Here is an 18818-nt window from a genome sequence, read left to right on the forward strand (position 1 = left end):
CTCCCCTCACAGCGCCTGCAGCGCATCGTCGAGCGTCGACAGCAGGATGTCGGCATGCTCCTTCGCGAACACCATCGGCGGCCGCATCTTCAGGATGTTGTCGTAGCGGCCGATCCGGCTGATCAGCACGCCGCGATCGCGCATCAGGTTGATCAGCCGCTTGCATTCCGCCGTGGCGGGCGAGCGGTCGGCATCGTCATGGACGAGGTCGAGCCCGAAGAAGAGGCCGCTGCCGCGGACATTGCCGACGATCGCATGCTTGTCCTTCAGCCGTTCGAGCCCGGCGCGGACATAGGCGCCCGTCGTCCGGGCATTTTCGAGCAGCTTCTCGCCTTCGAGCACGTCGAGCACCGCCATGCCCGCGGCCGCCGACACCGGATTGCCGCCGAAGGTGTTGAAGTAGTTGGCCACCTTGCCGAATTCGTCGACCAGGTCGGACGAGGTGATTACCCCGGCGAGCGGATGGCCGTTGCCCATCGGCTTGCCCAGCGTGACGATGTCGGGGATGACGCCGTTGAGCTGGTGGCCCCACATCGCGTCGCCGGTGCGGCCGAAGCCCGCCTGGACCTCGTCGCAGATGAACAGCCCGCCCGCCTTGCGGACGATCTCCACCGCCTTGGCGGCGTAGCCGGGCACCAGTTCGGGCAGGCCCTCATTGGCGAACAGCGTGTCGATCAGCAGCGCCGCGACCTTGATCCCCGCCGCCTGCAACGAGGCGACCGCCTCCGCCACCTTGGCCGCGAAATGATCGGCGAGTTGCTCGTCGCTCATCCCCTGCCGGTCGCGATAGGGATCGGGCACCGGCACCTTGCGGGCATAGGCCGGGAAGGGTTCGGGCACCGGGAAGCAGGTCGTCAGCTCGGCGACCATCTTCGAATTGCCGTGGTAGCAGAAGTCGCTGACAATCACGCCCTCGCCGCCGGTGCGGAAGCGCGCCATGCGCAGCGCCAGCTCGTTGGATTCGGTGCCCGAGCAGGTGAACACCGCGCTGTTCAGCGACGCGTCGAAGGTCGCCGTCAGCCGCTCGGCATAGCGGACCACCGTCTCGTGGAGGTAGCGCGTGTGGATGTTGAGGATGCCCGCCTGGGTGGCGATCGCCTCGACGACATGCGGGTGGCAATGACCGACGCAGGGGACGTTGTTGTAGACGTCCAGATAGTCGCGTCCGTCGGCGTCGGTCACCCAGACGCCCTTGCCTTTGACCAGGTGGACCGGCCGCTCGTAGAACAGCGGCGCGTTGCGCCCCAGCACGCGCTGGCGCCGTTCCAGCAGTTCTTCGTCAGGAAGCATCGACGGACCTTTCTTCGGGAAGGAGGGAGGAGGGCTGCGCGCGGCGGACCGGCAGGCGCAGATAGCTGAGGACGATCACCGCGAAGAGCAGGCCGAGCGCGGCCAGCACGGTCGCGTCGACCTGGAAGCAGGCGGCGAACAGCGCGCCCGACAGGATCATGCAGACCAGCGCCGTGCCGATCCCGCCCGCGGCGCGGAACGGGCGCGGCAGATCGGGCCGGACGAGGCGCAGGCGGATGAAGCTGGCGAGCAGCACGACGTAAGACAGGCTCAGCGACAGCACGACGATCAGCAGCACCTTGTCGGGCGAGATCGCCGACATGCCGACGCCGACCGCGACGACGAGGAGCAGCGCCAGGTCGGGCGCGCCGCGCTTGTTGGTGCGGCCGAGGATCGCCGGCAGCCGCCCGTCGCGCGCCAGCGCGAAGATCTGCCGCGAGGTCGAGTAGATCAGCGAGAACAGCGTGCCGAGCAGGCCGACGATACCGCCCAGCCCGACGAACGCCGTCGCCCAGCCGGCGGTGCCGCCGACCTCGGGGCTCGCCATCGCGGCATAGAGCGGATCGTCCGCCCCGCCGATATGCTGGATGCCGCCCCCGCCGACGCCCAGGACGAGGACGACCATCGCCGTGACGAGCAGGGTCAGCACCGCCGCGATGATGCCGCGCGGCATGTTGCGCGCGGGTTCCGCGACCTCCTCGGCGGCGGCGGCGGTCTGCTCGACCGCGATGAACAGCCAGATCGCAAAGGGGATGCAGGAGAAGACGCCGCGCGGATCGACGTGCAGCCGCTGGCCCGGCAGGGTCAGGTTGGCCGGGTCGAAATGCGGCAGCATCGTCACCCCGAACAGCAGGATCGCCGCCAGCGCCAGCAGGCCGGCGCCGACCATCAGCCGCATCGCCTCCCCCACCCCGCGCAGGTGCAGGAGCAGGATGATGACGAAGATGCCGATCTTGAGCGGCCAGCCGCCGAAGCCGAAGACATGGGTCGCATAGGCCGAGATGAACTCGGCCGCGGCGCCGGTGCCGATCGTCAGCGCCACCACCACCGCGCAGCCGACCAGATAGCCGGCGAACGGCCCGAAGGCGTCCTCGCAATAGATGTAGAGCCCGCCGGCATGCGGCCGGGCCGCCGACAGCTCGGCCAGGCATTGGGCGAGGCCGAAGCTGAGCGACGCCATCAGCAGCGTGGCGACGATCATGTTCGCCCAGCCGGCCGAGGCGAGGCCGTAGTTCCAGCCGGAGAACTGGCCGGCGATCACCAGCGCGACGCCGAGGCCGGCGACGTGGCGCCAGTCGATCGCGGAACGGGCGAGGGTCATGCGGTCCTCCGTTGGGCGGTGCGGTCGAGGCGGATCAGCATCGGCACCAGGATCAGCGCCGCGACGATGTTGATCGCGACCGACGGCAAGGCGAGCCGCGCGAGATTGCCGTCATTGCCGAGCGTGCCGAACAGCGCCGCGCCCAGCGCATAGGGCACCAGCGAATAGCCCTGCAACGCCGCCGCCACCCGCCCCTCGCGGTCGAGCACCGAGGCGAGGCCGAAGAAATAGGAGTTGAGCGCCATCTGCATCAACCCGAAGGCGAGCATCCCGGCGATGAACGGCACCGTGCCCGCCGCGCCGAGGACGAGGCCATAGGCCAGGGTCGCGACCGCCATCGTCGCCAGCGTCGGGATGGTGCGCCCCGGCCGGGTGCCGACCCAGGCGACCAGCAGCGCGCCGATCACCGTCATCAGCGTGGTCGCGCCCAGCGTCGCGCCGATCGCCGCCGGCTCGAGCCCGATCGCCACCGCGCGCCGCTCGGAGAAGGCGTAGACGCCGCCATAGAGCGGGAAGGCCACCGTCATGACCAGGACGACGATCGCAATCATCGCCCACGGCTTGGGCGCGGTCGCGTCATGATGCTCGTCGCCCGGCGCGACGTCGTCGCCGAGCAGCGCCAGCGCCGGCATCGTCGCCAGCGCCACCAGCCCCAGCACGACGAACATCGCCGATGCCCCGAACGCGCCGCCGACCACCGGCAGCAGCGACAGCAGCACCGCATAGATGCCGGTCGCGACCGCGTAGATGACGCCATAGACCTGATCGGGGCTCGGCGCCTTGGCGATCCGCATCGCCATGCCCGCCAGCAACCCGCCCGATCCGGTGCCGCCGAGCAGCGCGAACAGGCCGAACATGGCGAAGCTGCGCGAGACGGAGAAGCCCAGATAGCCCGCCGCCAGCATCGCCGCGAACAGGAAGAGCGGCAGGCGGCCGGGGAAGCGCCGCAGCAGCGACGGCATCAGCATCGACGCCGCCGCGACCGCGCCGATCGACAGCGTTCCGATCCATCCCGCCTGCTCGGCCGACAGATGCGCGCTGTCGACGGCGCCGCCGATCAGGATCGGCGTCGTCATCATCGGATACATGGCCAGAAAGGTGCCGCCGATCAGCGGACCGACAAAAGCCCACTTCATTCCGTCCCCCTTATCGATTCGCGTGGATTTCTATTTTCTATCTGGACCACAGTCCAATAATTTATCTAGGAAGAGCGTATAAGACAGGCTTAACCGCGAATCTACTGCTCCAAAAATGGACTGCGTTTCAATTCAACCACGGCAAAGGGTGTTCGAATGAGTCAGGATCAGAATGGGGAAAAGCCGGTCGTCATCGTCACGGGCGGCGGCAGCGGTATCGGCGCCGCGGCGGCCCGGCGGCTGTCGCGCGAGTGGCGGGTGGCGATATGCGGCCGCCGCAAGGCACCGCTCGACGCGGTCGCGGCGGAGACGGGCGCGGTCCCCTTCGTCAGCGACGTCGGCGATCCGGAGGCCGCGCGCAAGCTGGTCGCCGACGTGGTCGCGCATTTCGGCCGGCTCGACGGCCTGGTGCTCAACGCCGGCATCCTGATCAACGCGCCGTTCGGGGAAATGAGCCTCGACGCCTGGAACCAGCAGATCGGCATCAACCTGACCGGCCCCTTCGTGCTGACCCAGGCGGCGCTTCCGCACCTGCTGGCGCGCAAGGGCGCGGTCGTCTCGATCACCTCGGTCGGCGGGGTGCAGACCGGCCCGGGCCTCGCCGCCTATTCGGCGTCCAAGGCCGGCCTCCAGCTGATGACGCAGGCGCTGGCCTATGAGCATGCCCGCGACGGGCTGCGCGCCAATATCGTCGCGCCGGGCTGGATCCGCACCGAGATGGGCGACGAGGAGATGGAGACGATGCAGATCGCCGACGACCTCGAGGGCGCCTATGCCAAGGTCAGCGAGTTCGTGCCGCAGCGCCGCGCCGGCAGCTCGGACGAGGCCGCCGAGGCGATCGCCTGGCTGCTCTCCCCTGCCGCCTCCTTCGTCAACGGCGCGGTGCTCGCGGTCGACGGCGGCTCGCTGGTCGCCAATGTCGGGATGACCTTCTTCGACAAGATCACCGAGGGGGCGGCGTAAGCGGCCGCCCCGCCCAAAAACCTTCGTTACCCCAACCTACACGGGGGTGGCGTAAAATGAATGGCCCGGCCGCATCAACCACGCGGCCGAGCCTTTTCCTTACAGGCTGCGGGTGACGCTCGCGCCGAACCAGCGCGGCCGGGCATAGGCCTGCTGGGTGAAGCCGAACGGGCCCGACAGGTCGAGATTGTAGAGCCGGTACTTCTTGTCGGTCAGGTTGTTGACGAAGCCCGCAACCTCCCACTTGCCGTCGCCGAAGCCATAGGTGACGCGGGCATTGCCGACGACCCGGCCCGGCTGGCGATCGACCGGCGCGTTGAAGGTCGAGAGATATTGCGCGCTGTCATATTTCCAGTCGGTCTGGAGCGCGAGCCGGCCGGGGCCCGCATCGAGCTCGTAGCGGACCAGCCAGCCGATGCTCCACTTCGGCGCCTGCGGCATGCGGGTATTGGCGACGCGGCCGCCCGGCAGGATCACGCCCTTCACCTTGCTGTCGAGATAGGTGGCGAAGGTCTGGAGGTAGAGGCCGTCGACCGGACGGGTGTTGAACTCGGCCTCGACGCCCTTGATCGTCGCGTCCTTGTTGCGGACCGCGAGCGCCAGGTCGACCAGCTCGAACGCCTGATAGTCCTTATAGTCGTAATAGAAGGCCGACAGGTTCAGGTGGGTCGTGCGATCGAACAGGGTCAGCTTCACGCCGCCCTCATAGTCGGTCAGCACCTCTTCCTTGAACGGGATGGTGGTCAGGTCGCCGGGGTTGAACGCCGGGGTGCCGAAGCCGCCGCCCTTGATGCCGCGATTGACGCTGGCATAGATCAGCGTGTCCTCGTTCGGCTTGAAGTTGATGCCGGCCTTGCCCGACCAGTCGTTGAACTTCTGCCGCGCGAGCTTGCCGACGCTGGCCCGGTCGAAGGTGAAGTCGGTCACGCCGTTCTCGGCATGGGTGAAGTCGATCGTCTTGCGGTCGGCCGAATAGCGCAGGCCGCCGATCAGGGCGACCTGGTCGGTCAGGTTGTATTCGAGCTGGCCGAAGCCGGCGAACGAGGTCGTCTTGAGCGTGCCGCCATAGATCTCGCTGAGGCCCAGGCTGCCGGTCAGATCGGTGTTGTAGCCGTTCTTGCTGACGATCTTGATCGCATAACCGCCGACCACCCAGGTGGCGCGGTCGCTGCTGTTCGACAGCCGCAGTTCCTGCGAATATTGGTCGAGGTTCTGGCTGGTCGAATAGGCGAAGGTGCTGGCGGGCGACATGTCCGCGTCCTCGCCGTAGCGCTTCCGGAGATACTGATAGTCGCTGATCGAGGTCAGCGTGACGCCGCCCAGGTCCTGCACATAGCGCAGCGACGCGCTCCAGTAGCTGCGGCTGAAATTGTTCGGGCCGTTGAAAGCGACCTTGAACGGGTCGTTGCCCGCCTGGACATAGCCGAACATGTCGCAGCCGGCGCAGGTGCCGAACGGATTGTCGTTCCGGCCGACATATTCGCCCAGGCCGTCGGCATTGGCGATCGCGGTGCGGTGCGAATAGAGGCCGCCGGTCCGCTCCTTGTCGTTGCGCAGGCCCTGCAGCTTCAGCGTAAACTCGCCGCCCTCGCCGACGTCGCCGGCAAGCTGGAAGCGGCCGCCGTAGAACTTCGAATTGCCGAGGTCCTTGCCGATGCTGTTGTCGATGTAGCCGCCATGATGGTTGGTGGAGAAGGACAGGCGGGCGCGCAGCGTGTCGCTCAGCGGGCCGCTGATCGCGCCTTCGGTCGCGACCTGGCCGTAGCTGCCGACGGTGACGGTGCCGAAGCCGGTCAGGTCGCGGGTCGGCTTGGCCGACACGACCTGGATCAGGCCGCCGGTGGCGTTGCGCCCGAACAGCGTGCCCTGCGGCCCGCGCAGCATCTCGACGCGCTCGAGGTCGAACATCTGGCCGCTGATCGCGCCGAGCGCGCTGACATAGACCTCGTCGTTATAGAAGGCGATCGGCGCCTCCTGCGAGTCGGCGAAGTCGTTCTGCGACACGCCGCGGATGTTGAAGACGGTCAGGGTCGGGCTGTAGGCCAGCACCTGCACGCTCGGCAGCTTGGTCGCCAGCGCGGAGATGTCCTGCCGGCCGAGATCGGCCAGGCCCTGCTTGCCGAGCGCGCTGATCGCGACGCCGACCTTCTGGATATTCTGCTCGCGCTTCTGCGCGGTGACGACGATGTCGCCATAGGCCGGGGCCTCCGCCTCGGCGGTCGCGCCGCCGTCCTGCGCCAGCGCCGCGCCATGGACGCCCGTCAGCATCAGCGCGGCGGCCAGGGCCTTCCCGCTGGCCTGCGACAGGCTGCGAAGCTGCGATTGCATCATACCCTTTTTCTCCCAGACATATGTCGAACTATATCCGGTCTTGTCCGCAGGGGCGTTGGACAAGTCAATTGAATATTCAATCAAATAGGCAGTTCCTATCGGGCTGCGACCTTTCGGCCACACTCCTAATGTCTATACATTCCAACAACCGAATTCGAACTTCTTTGAGTTCAATGGCTTGACCGCCTGCCCTCAGATCCCGGCCTGCGACGCTGTCCAGGCCTCGACCATCTCGTCGATCACCTGCCGCTGGAAGGCGAGCGACTTCGCCCCCGGCTGCTGCGGCACGAAGATGTCGAGCGTGGGGTCGACCACGTCGGTGCGATGGCCGCTGAGCGTCTCGATGATGGCGAGGCCGAGGAACGGCACCACCGCCTCCGAATAGCCCCCCTCATGGACGACGACCAGCTTGCCGCCGCACAGCCGGTCGGCGAGCGCCATCAGCTCGCCGGTCATCGCGCGGAAGGTCTCGCTGTGCACGAGCATCCGGGCGAGCGGATCGGCGGCGCCGGCGTCGAGGCCGCTGGCGACGACGATCAGGTCGGGACGGAAGCGCTCGATCGCCGGGATCACCAGCGCCCGCAGCGCGTGGCGATAGGCCTCGTCGCCCGCGCCCGGCGGCAAGGGGATGTTGAGGTTGCAGCCGGCGCCCCTGCCCTCGCCGCGATCCTCCTCGCCACTATAGCCGGGCGGGAAGCAATTCTCCTGGTGGAGCGAGATGGTGAGCGTGTCGTCGCGGCCGTAATAGACCGCCTGGGTGCCGTTGCCGTGATGGACGTCCCAGTCGACCACCGCGACGCGCAGCGCGCCGTGGCGGGCGCGCGCCGCCTCGATCGCGATCGGGATGTTGCACAGCAGGCAGAAGCCCATCGACCCGTCGGGCAGGCAGTGATGGCCGGCCGGGCGGCACAGCGCATAGGCGTTGCGATGCCGGCCCGACAGCACGTCGTCGACCGCCCGCTTCGCCAGCCCCGCCGACAGCGCCGCGATCTCGTAGCCGCCCTGGCTGAACGGCGCGAAGCCGCCGAGATCGCCGCCGCCCGCGTCGCTGGTCGCCTTGAAGCGGTCGATATAGTCGACCGTGTGGACGCGGAGCATGTCCTCCCGGCTGACGGGATCGGCGCTCGCCACCGCCAGATGATCGATCAGCCCGCTCGCCTGCACCAGCGAGAGCAGCCGTCGCTTGGAATCGGGCGTGTCCGCGCCGGCCGCGCCCGAAGGAGGCTGGACCCAGCCGCCCACGGGCAGGAACAGCGCCTGCATCCCGACCGAATGCCAGAAGCAGCGTTCGTCGGTGTAGAAACCGGTCGTCATGTGAATACCGCCATGTCCGGGCCGGACCACGTCGCCGCGCCCCGGCCCCTTGTTGTCAGAACTTGATCGAGGCGGAAAGGCCGTAGGAAACCGGCTCGCCATAGATCTCGATGCGGAAGAAGCTGATGTTGTTCAGGTAGGTCAGGTAATCCTTGTTGAAGATGTTCTTGCCCCAGGCCGCGATCTCCCAGCCGCCCGACTTGCTGGCGACGGCCAGCCGCGCGTTCTGCACCCAATAGGCGGGCGCCCTGTCGAACAGCTGGTTGGTCGCCTCCAGATAGCGCTTGGCGGTATATTTGAAGTCGGTGCTGCCTATCAGGTCGAGGTCGTCGCTCAGCGGCACGCTCTTCTGGATCAGGCCCTGCGCGGTCCATTTCGGCGTGTTGACCGGACGCTTGCCGTCGAGCGGCACCGGCCCCGCATAGGTGGTGATGACCGCCGTGGTGTTGCGGAACTTGGCGTCGAGATAGCTGCCGCCCAGCCGCACCGTCCAGCTCGGATCGGGCCGCCAGGTCAGCTCCGCCTCGGCGCCATAGGTGCGCGAGCCGCCGATGTTGCGGGTGATCGGCACCAGCGGCGACAGCGGATCGTCGACGTTGGTCTGGATGTCCTTGTAATCGTAGAAGAAGGCCGCGAGGTTCAGGTCGAGCGTGCGATCGAGCAGCCGCGACTTCGACCCGATCTCATAGGCGGTCAGCCGTTCCGGGTCGAAGGTCGTGATCACGCCGCCGAACGGCACGCTGTAGCCGCCGCTGCGGAAGCCGCGCGAGATCGAGGCGTAGAAGAGCTGGTCGCGCGACGCCTTCCAGTTGACGCCGCCCCGGAAGGAGGTGGTGCCGTCGGTGCGGTGCGCGACGAGCGCATCGACCGGGATCACCGGGGTGATCAGGTGGCGCCGGCCGCTCGGGTCGTTCGCGCCCAGATAGGTGCTGCCGTCGAGCGAGGTGCGGTCGTTGGTGTAGCGCAGGCCGACGATCAGCGAGAGCTGGTCGGTCACCGCATATTCGTTGTTGGTGAAGATCGCGAGCGAGCGGACCTTCTGCTTGTAGTCGTCGGCGAGGCGCGGCGCGAAGGGCGGCAGGCCGGTCAACGGATTCTCGCTCGTATTGGCGTTGGTCGCCTCGTCGATCGAGTCATGCTCGAAGAAGCCGCCGATCAGGACGTTGAGCCGGTCGAACTTCGCCGTCGCGCGCAGCTCCTGCGAGAATTGCTTGATCCGGCTGTAGAGGTTCTGGTTGACCGCGACATAGGGCGTGTTGTCGCCGTCATCGACCTGGTCGCGCTCGAAATAGTCGAACGCGGTGATCGAGGTGAGCTGGAAGGCGCCCGCCTCCTGCTCCAGCCGCAGATAGCCGCCGAATGCCGAATTGTCGGCCTTCCACGGCGCGTCGGCGTTCATGTTGCGGATGCTCTGCGTCTCGCGCAGGCCGCGCGGGTCGGGCCCCGGCACGAACGGGCCGAACTTCAGGCAGGCGCCCCGGTCCTTCTGGATCGCGCCGGTGAAGACGGCGGCGCAATAGCTGCCGTCCGGGTTGAACAGGCCCGGGCTCTTATAGGGGGTGAGCTGGCTCTTGTCCTTGAAGCCGTAGACCATCAGCCGCGCGGTCGTGCCCTCGCCCGCCCATTTGAGCTGGAGGCGGCCGGCGAGCTGGTTCGGCTTGCCGAAGTCCTTGCCGGTCAGCAGGTTGCGATAGGGGCCGCCCCAGCCTTGCGCGACATAATAGGAGGCGCGGGCGGCGACCGTGTCGCTGAGCGGCTGGTTGAAGAAGCCGTCGGCGCGCACCCGGCCGTAATTGTCGACGCTGGCGTTGAAGCCGCCGCTCGGGGTGAACTGCGGCTCCTGCGTGTAATAGTTGACCGATCCGCCGGTGGTGTTGCGGCCGAACAGCGTGCCCTGCGGCCCCTTCAGCGCCTCGACCCGCTGGATGTCGTAGAAGGGCATCGACAGCATGTAGGGCTTCGACTTGTAGACCTCGTCGATATGGACCGCGACCGGCGAGTCGAAGTTCGACGCGAACTCGTTCAGGCCGATGCCGCGCACCGTGAAGGCGGGCAGGTTCGAGCTGGTCGTCGCGAGCACGTTGGGGATCTGGTTGGCGAGCTGGTTGACGTCGGTCATCTGGTTGCGGCGCAGCTCGTCGGCGCCGATCGCGGTCAGCGAGATGCCGACGTCCTGGACCGACTGGGCGCGCTTCTGCGCGGTGACGACGATCTCGCCGCTGTCGTCGACCGGTGCGGCCTGGGCAAAGGCGCCCTGGGTGGCCGCGATCGAGGCCCAGCCCGCCGCGCCGGCGCACAATATGACCCTGTGAAGCTTTTTCATCGATTGCCCCTTTGCTGTTTCGACAGGACGCCGGCTCGCCGGCGCGTTCCTCCGGATCGCGCTGCCGTCGGCTCTCGGGCCGGTCGGCTTTTCGTTCGATCCTCGGCGGATAACATCGGGGCCGAAAGCCGTCCCGCCTGCCCGTGCCATTTGATCGTCTGGCCGTGCCAACCTGCTCCGGCGGTGGGTCCGGACCGTCGAAGTTACTTGAAACTTCCATGAATCCCTTCATCATGGCGGCCAGCGCCGGAGCCTTCGCCCGTCAAGGAAAGGGAGCGAGGATGGGGTCAATGCCAGCATCGTCGGACGCGAACCACTTCGCCAGTTCGCTGCGCGCGGCCTATGGCGTCTACGATACCGAGCCGACCTCGTCCGCGATCCGTTCGGCGGGCATGCTGACGCCGGTGTCGCGCGGGCCGTTCGAGGGCTATCTGGTCCACGCGAACGCCGTCCGCAGCAAGCGCCCCGCCCTGCGCGACCGGTGGGAGGACTGCGCCTTCATCCTGATGCCGCTCGCCGGCGACATCCATGTCGACCATTATGACCGGCAGAACGTGCTGAGCGCGGGCGACATGGTGCTGATGGATTCGCACGCGCCGTCGACGATCGACGCCTTCGGCCGCAACCGCTCGGTCGTGCTCGCCATGCCGCGCTCGACCGTGTCGCAGCTCCGCCCCGACAGCGACCGGCTGTTCGGCCGACGCCTCCAGGGCCGCAAGGGCATCGGCAACATGCTCTCCGCGATGCTCGCCAGCATCGTCGACGCCGACGCGGAGGAGGAGATGGACGCGCGCGATTCGATGCTGACGCTGTCGGTGACGATGTCGCTGCTCGACCGGCTGATCGAGAACCGCCCGGACAGCGACTCGCATCGCCGCTCCCGCGCCGAGGCGGAGATCGGCAAGATGCGCTCCTGGGTGGTCGAGAATGCGGCCGATCCCGACATGAGCATCGAGACGCTGGCGCGCCGCTTCGCCCTGTCGCGCCGCAGCCTCTACCGCCTGTTCGGGGAGGTCGGCGCGACCCCGCGCCAGTGGCTCGCCGACGTGCGGCTCGACGAGGCGCGCAAATGGCTGGTCGCCGGCGATCCCCGCTTCCGCACGGTCAGCCAGGTCGCCTTCGCCGCCGGCTTCAACGACAGCAGCCACTTCACCCGCCTGTTCAAGCGCCGCTTCGGCGTCCTCCCCGGATCGCTGGCGCGATAGAGCCCTGCTCCACGACCGGGAGAAAGGCCTGTCCGGCGATCACCGCATTGCTTGGCCATGGCGTCGCCGAACCATCATTGCCCGGCAAACCATGGGGCGTTGTCGAAATCCTCCCACCATCCGCCGCGCCCTTTCCCATAGCGGTTCAGGCTGTCGGTCACTTCGATGCGGTCGAGCCATTTGGCATTTTTGTAGCCGATCTGAAGCTCCACCCGCAGACGCAAGGGGGCGCCATGTTCGGGCGCAAGGGCCTGTCCGTTCATCGCATGGGCAAGGATCGTCTGCGGATGCGTCGCATTGAGCAGATCGAGGCTCTCATAATAGGGCCGCTTGTCCACATCCATCACGTCCATGCAGTGGAACACGACATAGCGTGCCTGCGGTCTCAGTCCCGCCATGGCCAGGATATGGCGCAACGGCACTCCGGTCCATTGCCCGATCGCGCTCCATCCCTCATCGCAATTATGCTGGGTGATCTGGCTACGGAGGGGCAATGCGCGAAGCTGCGGCAAGCTGAGGCTGAGCGGCCGCGCGACCAATCCGTCCACCCGCAGCGCCCAGTCGCGAAAGCCCGTCTCGAGCAGGCGGCGATAGCGCTCATGCGACGGCATGGTGCCGTTGACCGGAAATTCCCGTGAAATCTGATCGGATGCATATTCGCGCACCAGCGGTTGTGATGCGAGGAGCATTTCCTGGCCGCGCCATGCCAACGCCTCCCCGGCATCGCGCGGATTGCGAATGGGGAATGGAAAGCCACGAACGCCCAGCCCGAGCAACGAGAACCCGCCGGCTGCGGCCATCGATCCCAGAACGACACGGCGAGAGAGAATCCGTTTCATCGTCCGACGACTTTCTTCTGAGTGATCCGGAAACGGCCGGTGACGATGGCGCGCATGTGATTGACCGGTCCCGCCATGAGCAGCGCCGCGATATGGACCACGACGAACAGCGCAAATGATCCCGCCGCGATGAAGTGGATCGTACGGGCGGACTGGCGGCCGCCGAACATATCCAGGAGGAGGGGGAAGCGCGCCGTCATGGCGTTCGACATCGTCATCCCCGAGAGAATGGCAACAGGTATCAATATAAAAAATAAAGCAATATAGATCATCTTCTGGATCGGATTATAGTCCATCTCCGTATCCCGGCCCTTCCTCCAGAAGGTAAAGTAGGATTTTATCTGTCCGAATATTATGCACGGGGACATGTCTTTCGAATATATCACCCATCGTCCGAGACGACGGCTCGCCACGAGATAGACGACATAGAAAATCCAGGTCGCGATCAGGACCTCGGCCGCCAGGAAATGCAGCGCGCGCGTGGCGCCGAACTGGAAATCCGCGGACGGGGCGATGAGGACGAAAAATTTGCCGGCGCTGCCGAGGTCCAACACCGAGCCGAGCCAACCGGTCAGATCGACCTCATATCCTCCCGCCCTTCCGATTACTTCGAGCGGGGTGCGGGAAAGATCGCGGGCCGCGACCTCCATGATCGCGGCTTCGCCCTTGTGGCCGCTATCGCCCCAGTAGAGGCGGGGGTGGACGTTGAAGATCATGACGCCGCTCCAGAGCAGCAGGACGACCGTTCCGGCGGTCGTCCAATGCCATAGCCTCGCGACCAGCGAATGCCGGACGACGACGACCGTCGGCTGCCGACCGATCGCGGGATCAGCCGGCCCAGCTTCATTTTCCCGTGTCATCCTCCGCCTCCCGCGCGCATTTCCGTCCGGACCGGGCACATCAGGTCCGGACGGACTGGTTTCTTCCGCTTCCGCCCACTATTATTGTCGCGCGAAGGGGACCTCGGACAGGACCGGAATTGGCAAAAAGGACTGGACCATCGACCGTGCGGCTCGACATCCCGCTCGACCGGTCCAGCCCCTCGTTCCTCATGGAACAGATCAGCGCGACGCTGCGGGATGCCGTGCAATCGGGCCAGATCGCCCCGGGGACCCGCCTGCCGTCATGGCGCGATCTGGCGACCCAGCTCGGGGTATCGCGCGGAACCGTCCGTGCCGCTCTGGAACGACTTGTCGATGATCAGTTGATCGTTTCGGCCGGCCCGGCCGGCACCTTCGTGGCGAAAGCGCCAAGTCCCCAGGCACCGGTCCCGGCCGCGACCGTCGCGCCGCCCATGCGGGATTATTTTCCGACATTTTCCGAGGCCGTCATGCCTTTCCAGATCGGCGTGCCGGCGCAGGATGCCTTTCCGACGACGCTGTGGGCGCGGCTTGGCACGCGCGGCGCCCGGCGCCATGCCACCGCCCCGACGAGCTACCCCGATCCTCGCGGGGAACCGGCGCTGCGGGAAGCCGTCGCGGCCTATCTGGCGGTCGCGCGCGGCATCCACGCCCATGCCGATCAGATCATCGTCACCAACGGCTATCGGACGGGGCTGAGCCTCATCATACGCGGCCTCGGCCTCGAAGGAACGGTCGCCTGGATGGAGGAGCCGGGCTTCCCCCTCGCCCGCATCGCACTCGGCCTCGCGAATATTCGCAATGTCCCGGTTCGCGTCGATGCCGAAGGACTGGATGTGGACAGGGGCATCGCGCTCGCTCCCGATGCCGCGCTCGCCATCGTCACCCCCAGCCAGCAGGCGCCGCTCGGCATGCCGCTTTCCGCCGAACGCCGGGAGAAGCTCCTGGCCTGGGCGAAATCGGCCGATGCCTGGATCGTGGAGGACGACTATCTCGGCGAGCTCCAACTCGACGGCCGCGCCTCCCCCGCGCTCGCGGCAGCGGACAGGAGCGGGCGGGTGATCCATATCGGCACGTTCAGCAAATCGATCAGCCCGTCGCTTGCCCTCGGCTTCGTGGTGGTTCCCCCGGCGCTTGCCGAGCACTTCGGAAATGTCGCCGCCTTCCACTACCCCGCACCCGGCATGTTGCTTCAGCACCTGGTCGCGAGCTTCATGACGGAGGGCCATTTCATGCGGCATCTGAGAAAGATGAAACAGCTCTATCGATCGCGGCGGGACATGCTCGTTGCCGCGATGGCCGATCTCCATCCGGTATCCGGGGGCTGTCTTTCGATCTTGCTCGATCTGGATCGAAACGCCGACGACGTCGAAATATGCGGAAGCGCCTATCGTCATCGGCTCGCCCCGGCCCCCTTATCGGCATGGTATGGGGATCGGGCCGGCGCCCGTCGCGGCTTGCTGCTCTGCGTGACGAACTGCATGCCCCACATGCTGGAGGACAATGTGGGGAAGCTGAGGTCGCTGGTCGCCGATCGACGACCGATCTGACGGACCCGGGCGACCCTATACCTGCATCGTCATGGCCGGCCGAAGCCCCCGCCGCCCGGCGTGTCGATCACGAACACGTCGCCCTCCCGCATCTCGACGCTCTCGGTCGACCCGACCGCCTCGACCGTGCCGTCCGCGCGCCGCACATGGTTGCGTCCGGCCTCGCCGGCTTCCCCGCCGTCGAGGCCGAAGGGCGCGACCCGGCGGCGGTTGGACAGGATCGTCGCGGTCATCGGCTGGCGGAAGCGGATGCGGCGGTGGATGCCGTCGCCGCCGCGATGGCGGCCGGCCCCGCCCGATCCCCGGCGGACCTCGAACGCCTCCAGCAGCACCGGGAAGCGCCATTCGAGCACTTCCGGATCGGTCAGCCGGCTGTTGGTCATGTGCGTCTGCACCGCCGCGGTTCCGTCGAAATCCGGCCCCGCCCCGCTGCCGCCGCCGATCGTCTCATAATATTGGTAGACCGCGTCGCCGAAGGTGAAGTTGTTCATCGTCCCCTGCGCGGCCGCCATCGTGCCGGTCGCGCCGTAGAGCGCGTCGGTGATCACCTGGCTGGTCTCGACATTGCCCGCGACCACCGCCGCCGGCCAAGCCGGGCGCAGCATCGATCCCTCGGGGATGACGATGTCGATCGGCTCGAGGCAGCCGTCGTTCATCGGCATGTCCTCGTCGACCAGCGTGCGCATCACGTAGAGCACCGCCGCGCGGCAGATCGACGGCGGCGCGTTGAAGTTGCTCGCCTGCTGCGCGCTGGTGCCGGTGAAGTCGATCACCGCCCGCCGCGCCGCGCGATCGACCCGGATCGCCACCGCGATGCGCGATCCGTCGTCCAGTTCATAGGCGAAGGCGCCGTCGCCGATCCGGTCGAGCACGCGGCGCACCGCCTCGGCCGCATTGTCCTGCACATGGCGCATATAGGCGGTGACGGTGTCGCGCCCATAATGGGCGACCATCTTGCGGATCTCGTCGGCGCCGCGCGCGCAGGCGGCGATCTGGGCGCGGATGTCACCGACGTTGCGGTCGGGATCGCGCGCCGGCCAGGGCCCGGCGGCGAGCTTCGCGCGAAACTCGGCCTCGCGCAGACGCCCGTCCTCGACCAGCGGGAAGGCGTCGAACAGCACCCCCTCCTCGTCGAGCGTGCGGCTGTCGGGCGGCATCGATCCCGGCGTGCGCCCGCCGATGTCGGCATGATGGCCCCGCGCAGCGACGTAGAAGGAGCAGCGGCCGTCATCGTCGAACACCGGCATCACGACCGTCAGGTCGGGCAGATGGGTGCCGCCATTATAGGGATTGTTGATCAGATAGGCGTCGCCGGGGCGCAGCCCGCGCGGCGAACCGCGCGCCGCGTCGCGCACCGCGCGCACGCTGTCCCCCATCGATCCGAGATGCACCGGCATGTGCGGCGCATTGGCGACCAGCGCGCCGCCGCCGTCGAACAGCGCGCAGGAGAAGTCGAGCCTTTCCTTGATGTTGACCGACAGGGCACTGTTCTGGAGCGCCTGCCCCATCTGCTCGGCGATCGCCATGAACAGGTTGTTGAAGATCTCCAGCCGGACCGGATCGAGCATCGTGCCGTCGGCACCTGCCCTCTGCTCGCGCGGCGCGACGCGGCTGAGGATCAGATCGCCCGCCTCGGTCGTCCGCGCCGACCAGCCCGGCTCGACCACCACCGTCGCGGTGCTGTCGTGGATGATCGCCGGCCCGGCGATCGACCGGCCCGGCGCCAGCGTCTCGCGCGCCAGCACCGGCGCGTCGTGCCCGATGCCGTTCGCGAACAGGCGAGCCTGCCGCCGCTCCGTCTCGGGCGGCGGCGCGGCGCTACCCGCGGCAGGTTCGGGCCGGATCGCGGGCACGACCAGCTCGACCGCGACCGATTCGACGATCAGCGGCACGTCCGGCATCGCGAAGCTGAAGCGCTGCCGATAGCGTTCCTCGAACAGGCGGCGGATCGTCGCCTCGTCGGCCTCGTCGATCTCGATGCCGGTATCGGTCCCCTGGTAGCGGACCAGCAGGCTGCGGCGGAAGCGCGCGCCGCCGGGATCGAAGCCGTCGGTCACGACCTGCGCGCGGCATTCGCCCTCCAGCGCGTCCATCAGCACCGCGGCCTCCGCCAGCGCCGCTGCCCCCAGCGCCGCCTCGACCGCGCGATGGCGCAGGATGCGCTGGTCGGCGAGGCCGATGCCATAGGCCGACAGCACCCCGGCGAGCGGGTGGATCATGACATGGCCCATGCCCAGCGCATCGGCGACGAGACAGGCATGCTGGCCCGCCGCTCCACCGAAACAGGCGAGGACATAGTCGCCGACGTCATGCCCGCGCGCGACCGATATCTTCTTGATCGCATTGGCCATGCCCTCGACCGCGATCGCCAGGAACCCCTCGGCCAGCGCCTCGGGCGTGGTCGGCGGCAGGCCGGCGGCAGCGACCTCGTCGGCCAGCGCCTCGAACGTCCGACGGACGATCGCGGCGTCGATCGGCTGGTTCCCGTCCGGCCCGAACAGCTTCGGAAAGACGTCGGGCTGGAGCTTGCCGAGCAGCACGTTGCAGTCGGTGATCGTCAGCGGCCCGCCCCGGCGATAGCAGGCCGGCCCCGGATCGGCCCCGGCGGATTCGGGGCCGACGCGCAGCCGGGTCCCGTCGAAGCGGCAGATCGATCCGCCGCCCGCCGCGATCGTGTCGATGCTCATCATCGGCACGCGCAGCCGGACACCGGCGACGACGGTCTCCAGCGTCCGTTCGTAATTCCCGGCATAGTGCGACACGTCGGTCGAGGTGCCGCCCATGTCGAAGCCGATCACCTTACCGAAGCCGGCGGCCTCGGCGGTGCGGACCATGCCGACGATGCCGCCCGCCGGCCCCGACAGGATCGCGTCGCGCCCTCGGAAGCGCTCCGCCCCGATCAGCCCGCCATTGGACTGCATGAAGGCGAGCGGGACGCCGTCGCCCAGCGCCTCCGCCACCTGGGCCACATAGCGACCGAGCACCGGCGACAGATAGGCGTCGACCAGCGTGGTGTCCCCACGGCTGACGATCTTCATCAGCGGGCTGACCCGGCTGCTCACCGATATCTGGGTGAAGCCGATGCCGCGCGCGATCCCGGCGATCCGGTCCTCATGCGCGGGAAAGCGATAGCCGTGCATCAGCACGATCGCGACGGCGGTGCAGCCCGCCGCGAAGGCGCCGCGCAGTTCCGCCTCGACATGGTCGACGTCGAGCGGCAGCAGCACGCGCCCCTCGGCATCGATCCGCTCGCGCGCCTCGATCACGCGCCGTTCGAGCCGGTCGGGCAGGACGATATGGCGGTCGAACAGCCGGGGCCGGTTCTGATAGCCGATGCGCAGCATGTCGCGGAAGCCGAGCGTGGTGACCAGCGCGACCGCCTCGCCCTGCCGTTCGAGCAGGGCGTTGGTGGCGACGGTGGTGCCCATCTTCACGCTGGCGATCCGGTCCGCCGGGATCGGATCGGCGGCGGCGAGGCCGAGCAGGTCGCGAATGCCCTGGATCGCCGCGTCGGCATAGCGCTCGGGGTGCGACGACAGCAGCTTGCGCGTCACGGTCCGGCGATCGGGCGACAGCGCCACGATATCGGTGAAAGTGCCGCCCCGATCGATCCAGAAATGCCAGCCGGCCCCCGTTGCTTCGTCACGCATCGCTTCACCCAACCCGGAACTCATCAGGGCTGGCTG

At 67.7% G+C, this 18818-nt stretch carries 12 protein-coding genes; 3 read left to right on the forward strand and 9 right to left on the reverse strand.

Translation table 11 applies throughout. The features are described from left to right. Positions 1-6: 6 nt before the first annotated feature. From HRJ34_RS09970 to HRJ34_RS09980, 3 genes are read right to left on the reverse strand one after another with little or no spacing between them, the layout of a single operon-like run. Positions 7-1290: an aspartate aminotransferase family protein gene (locus tag HRJ34_RS09970; RefSeq protein WP_012050532.1), complete on the reverse strand. Its 1284-nt coding sequence runs from the start codon at positions 1288-1290 to the stop codon at positions 7-9. After that, positions 1280-2611: an amino acid permease gene (locus tag HRJ34_RS09975; RefSeq protein ID WP_012050531.1), complete on the reverse strand. Its 1332-nt coding sequence runs from the start codon at positions 2609-2611 to the stop codon at positions 1280-1282. Before HRJ34_RS09975 ends, HRJ34_RS09970 begins: the two co-directional genes overlap by 11 nt. Beyond that, on the reverse strand, positions 2608-3747 hold the full coding sequence (locus tag HRJ34_RS09980) for an MFS transporter (protein WP_208633982.1): 1140 nt from the start codon (positions 3745-3747) through the stop codon (positions 2608-2610). Before HRJ34_RS09980 ends, HRJ34_RS09975 begins: the two co-directional genes overlap by 4 nt. Before the next feature lie 156 nt (positions 3748-3903). Between HRJ34_RS09980 and HRJ34_RS09985 the strand changes: the two genes are divergently transcribed. Beyond that, entirely contained in the window at positions 3904-4710 is an 807-nt protein-coding gene (locus tag HRJ34_RS09985; RefSeq protein ID WP_012050529.1) for an SDR family NAD(P)-dependent oxidoreductase, read from the forward strand. 99 nt (positions 4711-4809) lie between these two features. On the opposite strand, the gene HRJ34_RS09990 is transcribed toward HRJ34_RS09985, so the two are convergent. The 3 genes from HRJ34_RS09990 to HRJ34_RS10000 all read right to left on the reverse strand — a co-directional run bounded on the left by HRJ34_RS09990 (position 4810) and on the right by HRJ34_RS10000 (position 10678). Then, positions 4810-7038: a TonB-dependent receptor gene (locus tag HRJ34_RS09990; RefSeq protein ID WP_226949126.1), complete on the reverse strand. Its 2229-nt coding sequence runs from the start codon at positions 7036-7038 to the stop codon at positions 4810-4812. 195 nt (positions 7039-7233) lie between these two features. Next, positions 7234-8355, reverse strand: coding sequence for a class II histone deacetylase (locus HRJ34_RS09995; protein WP_012050527.1), 1122 nt, complete (start codon positions 8353-8355; stop codon positions 7234-7236). 55 nt (positions 8356-8410) lie between these two features. After that, a complete protein-coding gene (locus HRJ34_RS10000; protein WP_208633983.1) occupies positions 8411-10678 on the reverse strand; it encodes a TonB-dependent receptor in 2268 nt (755 codons plus the stop codon). 290 nt (positions 10679-10968) lie between these two features. Between HRJ34_RS10000 and HRJ34_RS10005 the strand changes: the two genes are divergently transcribed. Continuing rightward, positions 10969-11883 carry a helix-turn-helix domain-containing protein gene (locus HRJ34_RS10005; RefSeq protein WP_148218826.1) on the forward strand — a complete coding sequence of 305 codons (915 nt, stop codon included), beginning with the start codon at positions 10969-10971 and terminating at the stop codon, positions 11881-11883. Positions 11884-11957: 74 nt separating this feature from the next. On the opposite strand, the gene HRJ34_RS10010 is transcribed toward HRJ34_RS10005, so the two are convergent. Both HRJ34_RS10010 and HRJ34_RS10015 read right to left on the reverse strand, forming a co-directional pair. After that, on the reverse strand, positions 11958-12722 hold the full coding sequence (locus tag HRJ34_RS10010; RefSeq protein ID WP_202944606.1) for a molybdopterin-dependent oxidoreductase: 765 nt from the start codon (positions 12720-12722) through the stop codon (positions 11958-11960). Continuing rightward, on the reverse strand, positions 12719-13582 hold the full coding sequence (locus HRJ34_RS10015; RefSeq protein WP_208633984.1) for a cytochrome b/b6 domain-containing protein: 864 nt from the start codon (positions 13580-13582) through the stop codon (positions 12719-12721). The genes HRJ34_RS10010 and HRJ34_RS10015 overlap by 4 nt, the downstream gene beginning before the upstream one ends. A gap of 146 nt (positions 13583-13728) precedes the next feature. Between HRJ34_RS10015 and pdxR the strand changes: the two genes are divergently transcribed. Further along, a complete protein-coding gene (gene pdxR, locus HRJ34_RS10020) occupies positions 13729-15132 on the forward strand; it encodes a MocR-like pyridoxine biosynthesis transcription factor PdxR (RefSeq protein WP_208633985.1) in 1404 nt (467 codons plus the stop codon). Between the two features lie 29 nt (positions 15133-15161). Here pdxR and HRJ34_RS10025 read toward each other — a convergent pair whose 3' ends face one another. Further along, positions 15162-18806, reverse strand: coding sequence for a hydantoinase B/oxoprolinase family protein (locus HRJ34_RS10025; protein WP_226949127.1), 3645 nt, complete (start codon positions 18804-18806; stop codon positions 15162-15164). Positions 18807-18818 lie beyond the last annotated feature (12 nt).

The sequence above is a fragment of the Rhizorhabdus wittichii genome (assembly GCF_017607425.1).
Taxonomy (GTDB): Bacteria; Pseudomonadota; Alphaproteobacteria; order Sphingomonadales; family Sphingomonadaceae; genus Rhizorhabdus; species Rhizorhabdus wittichii.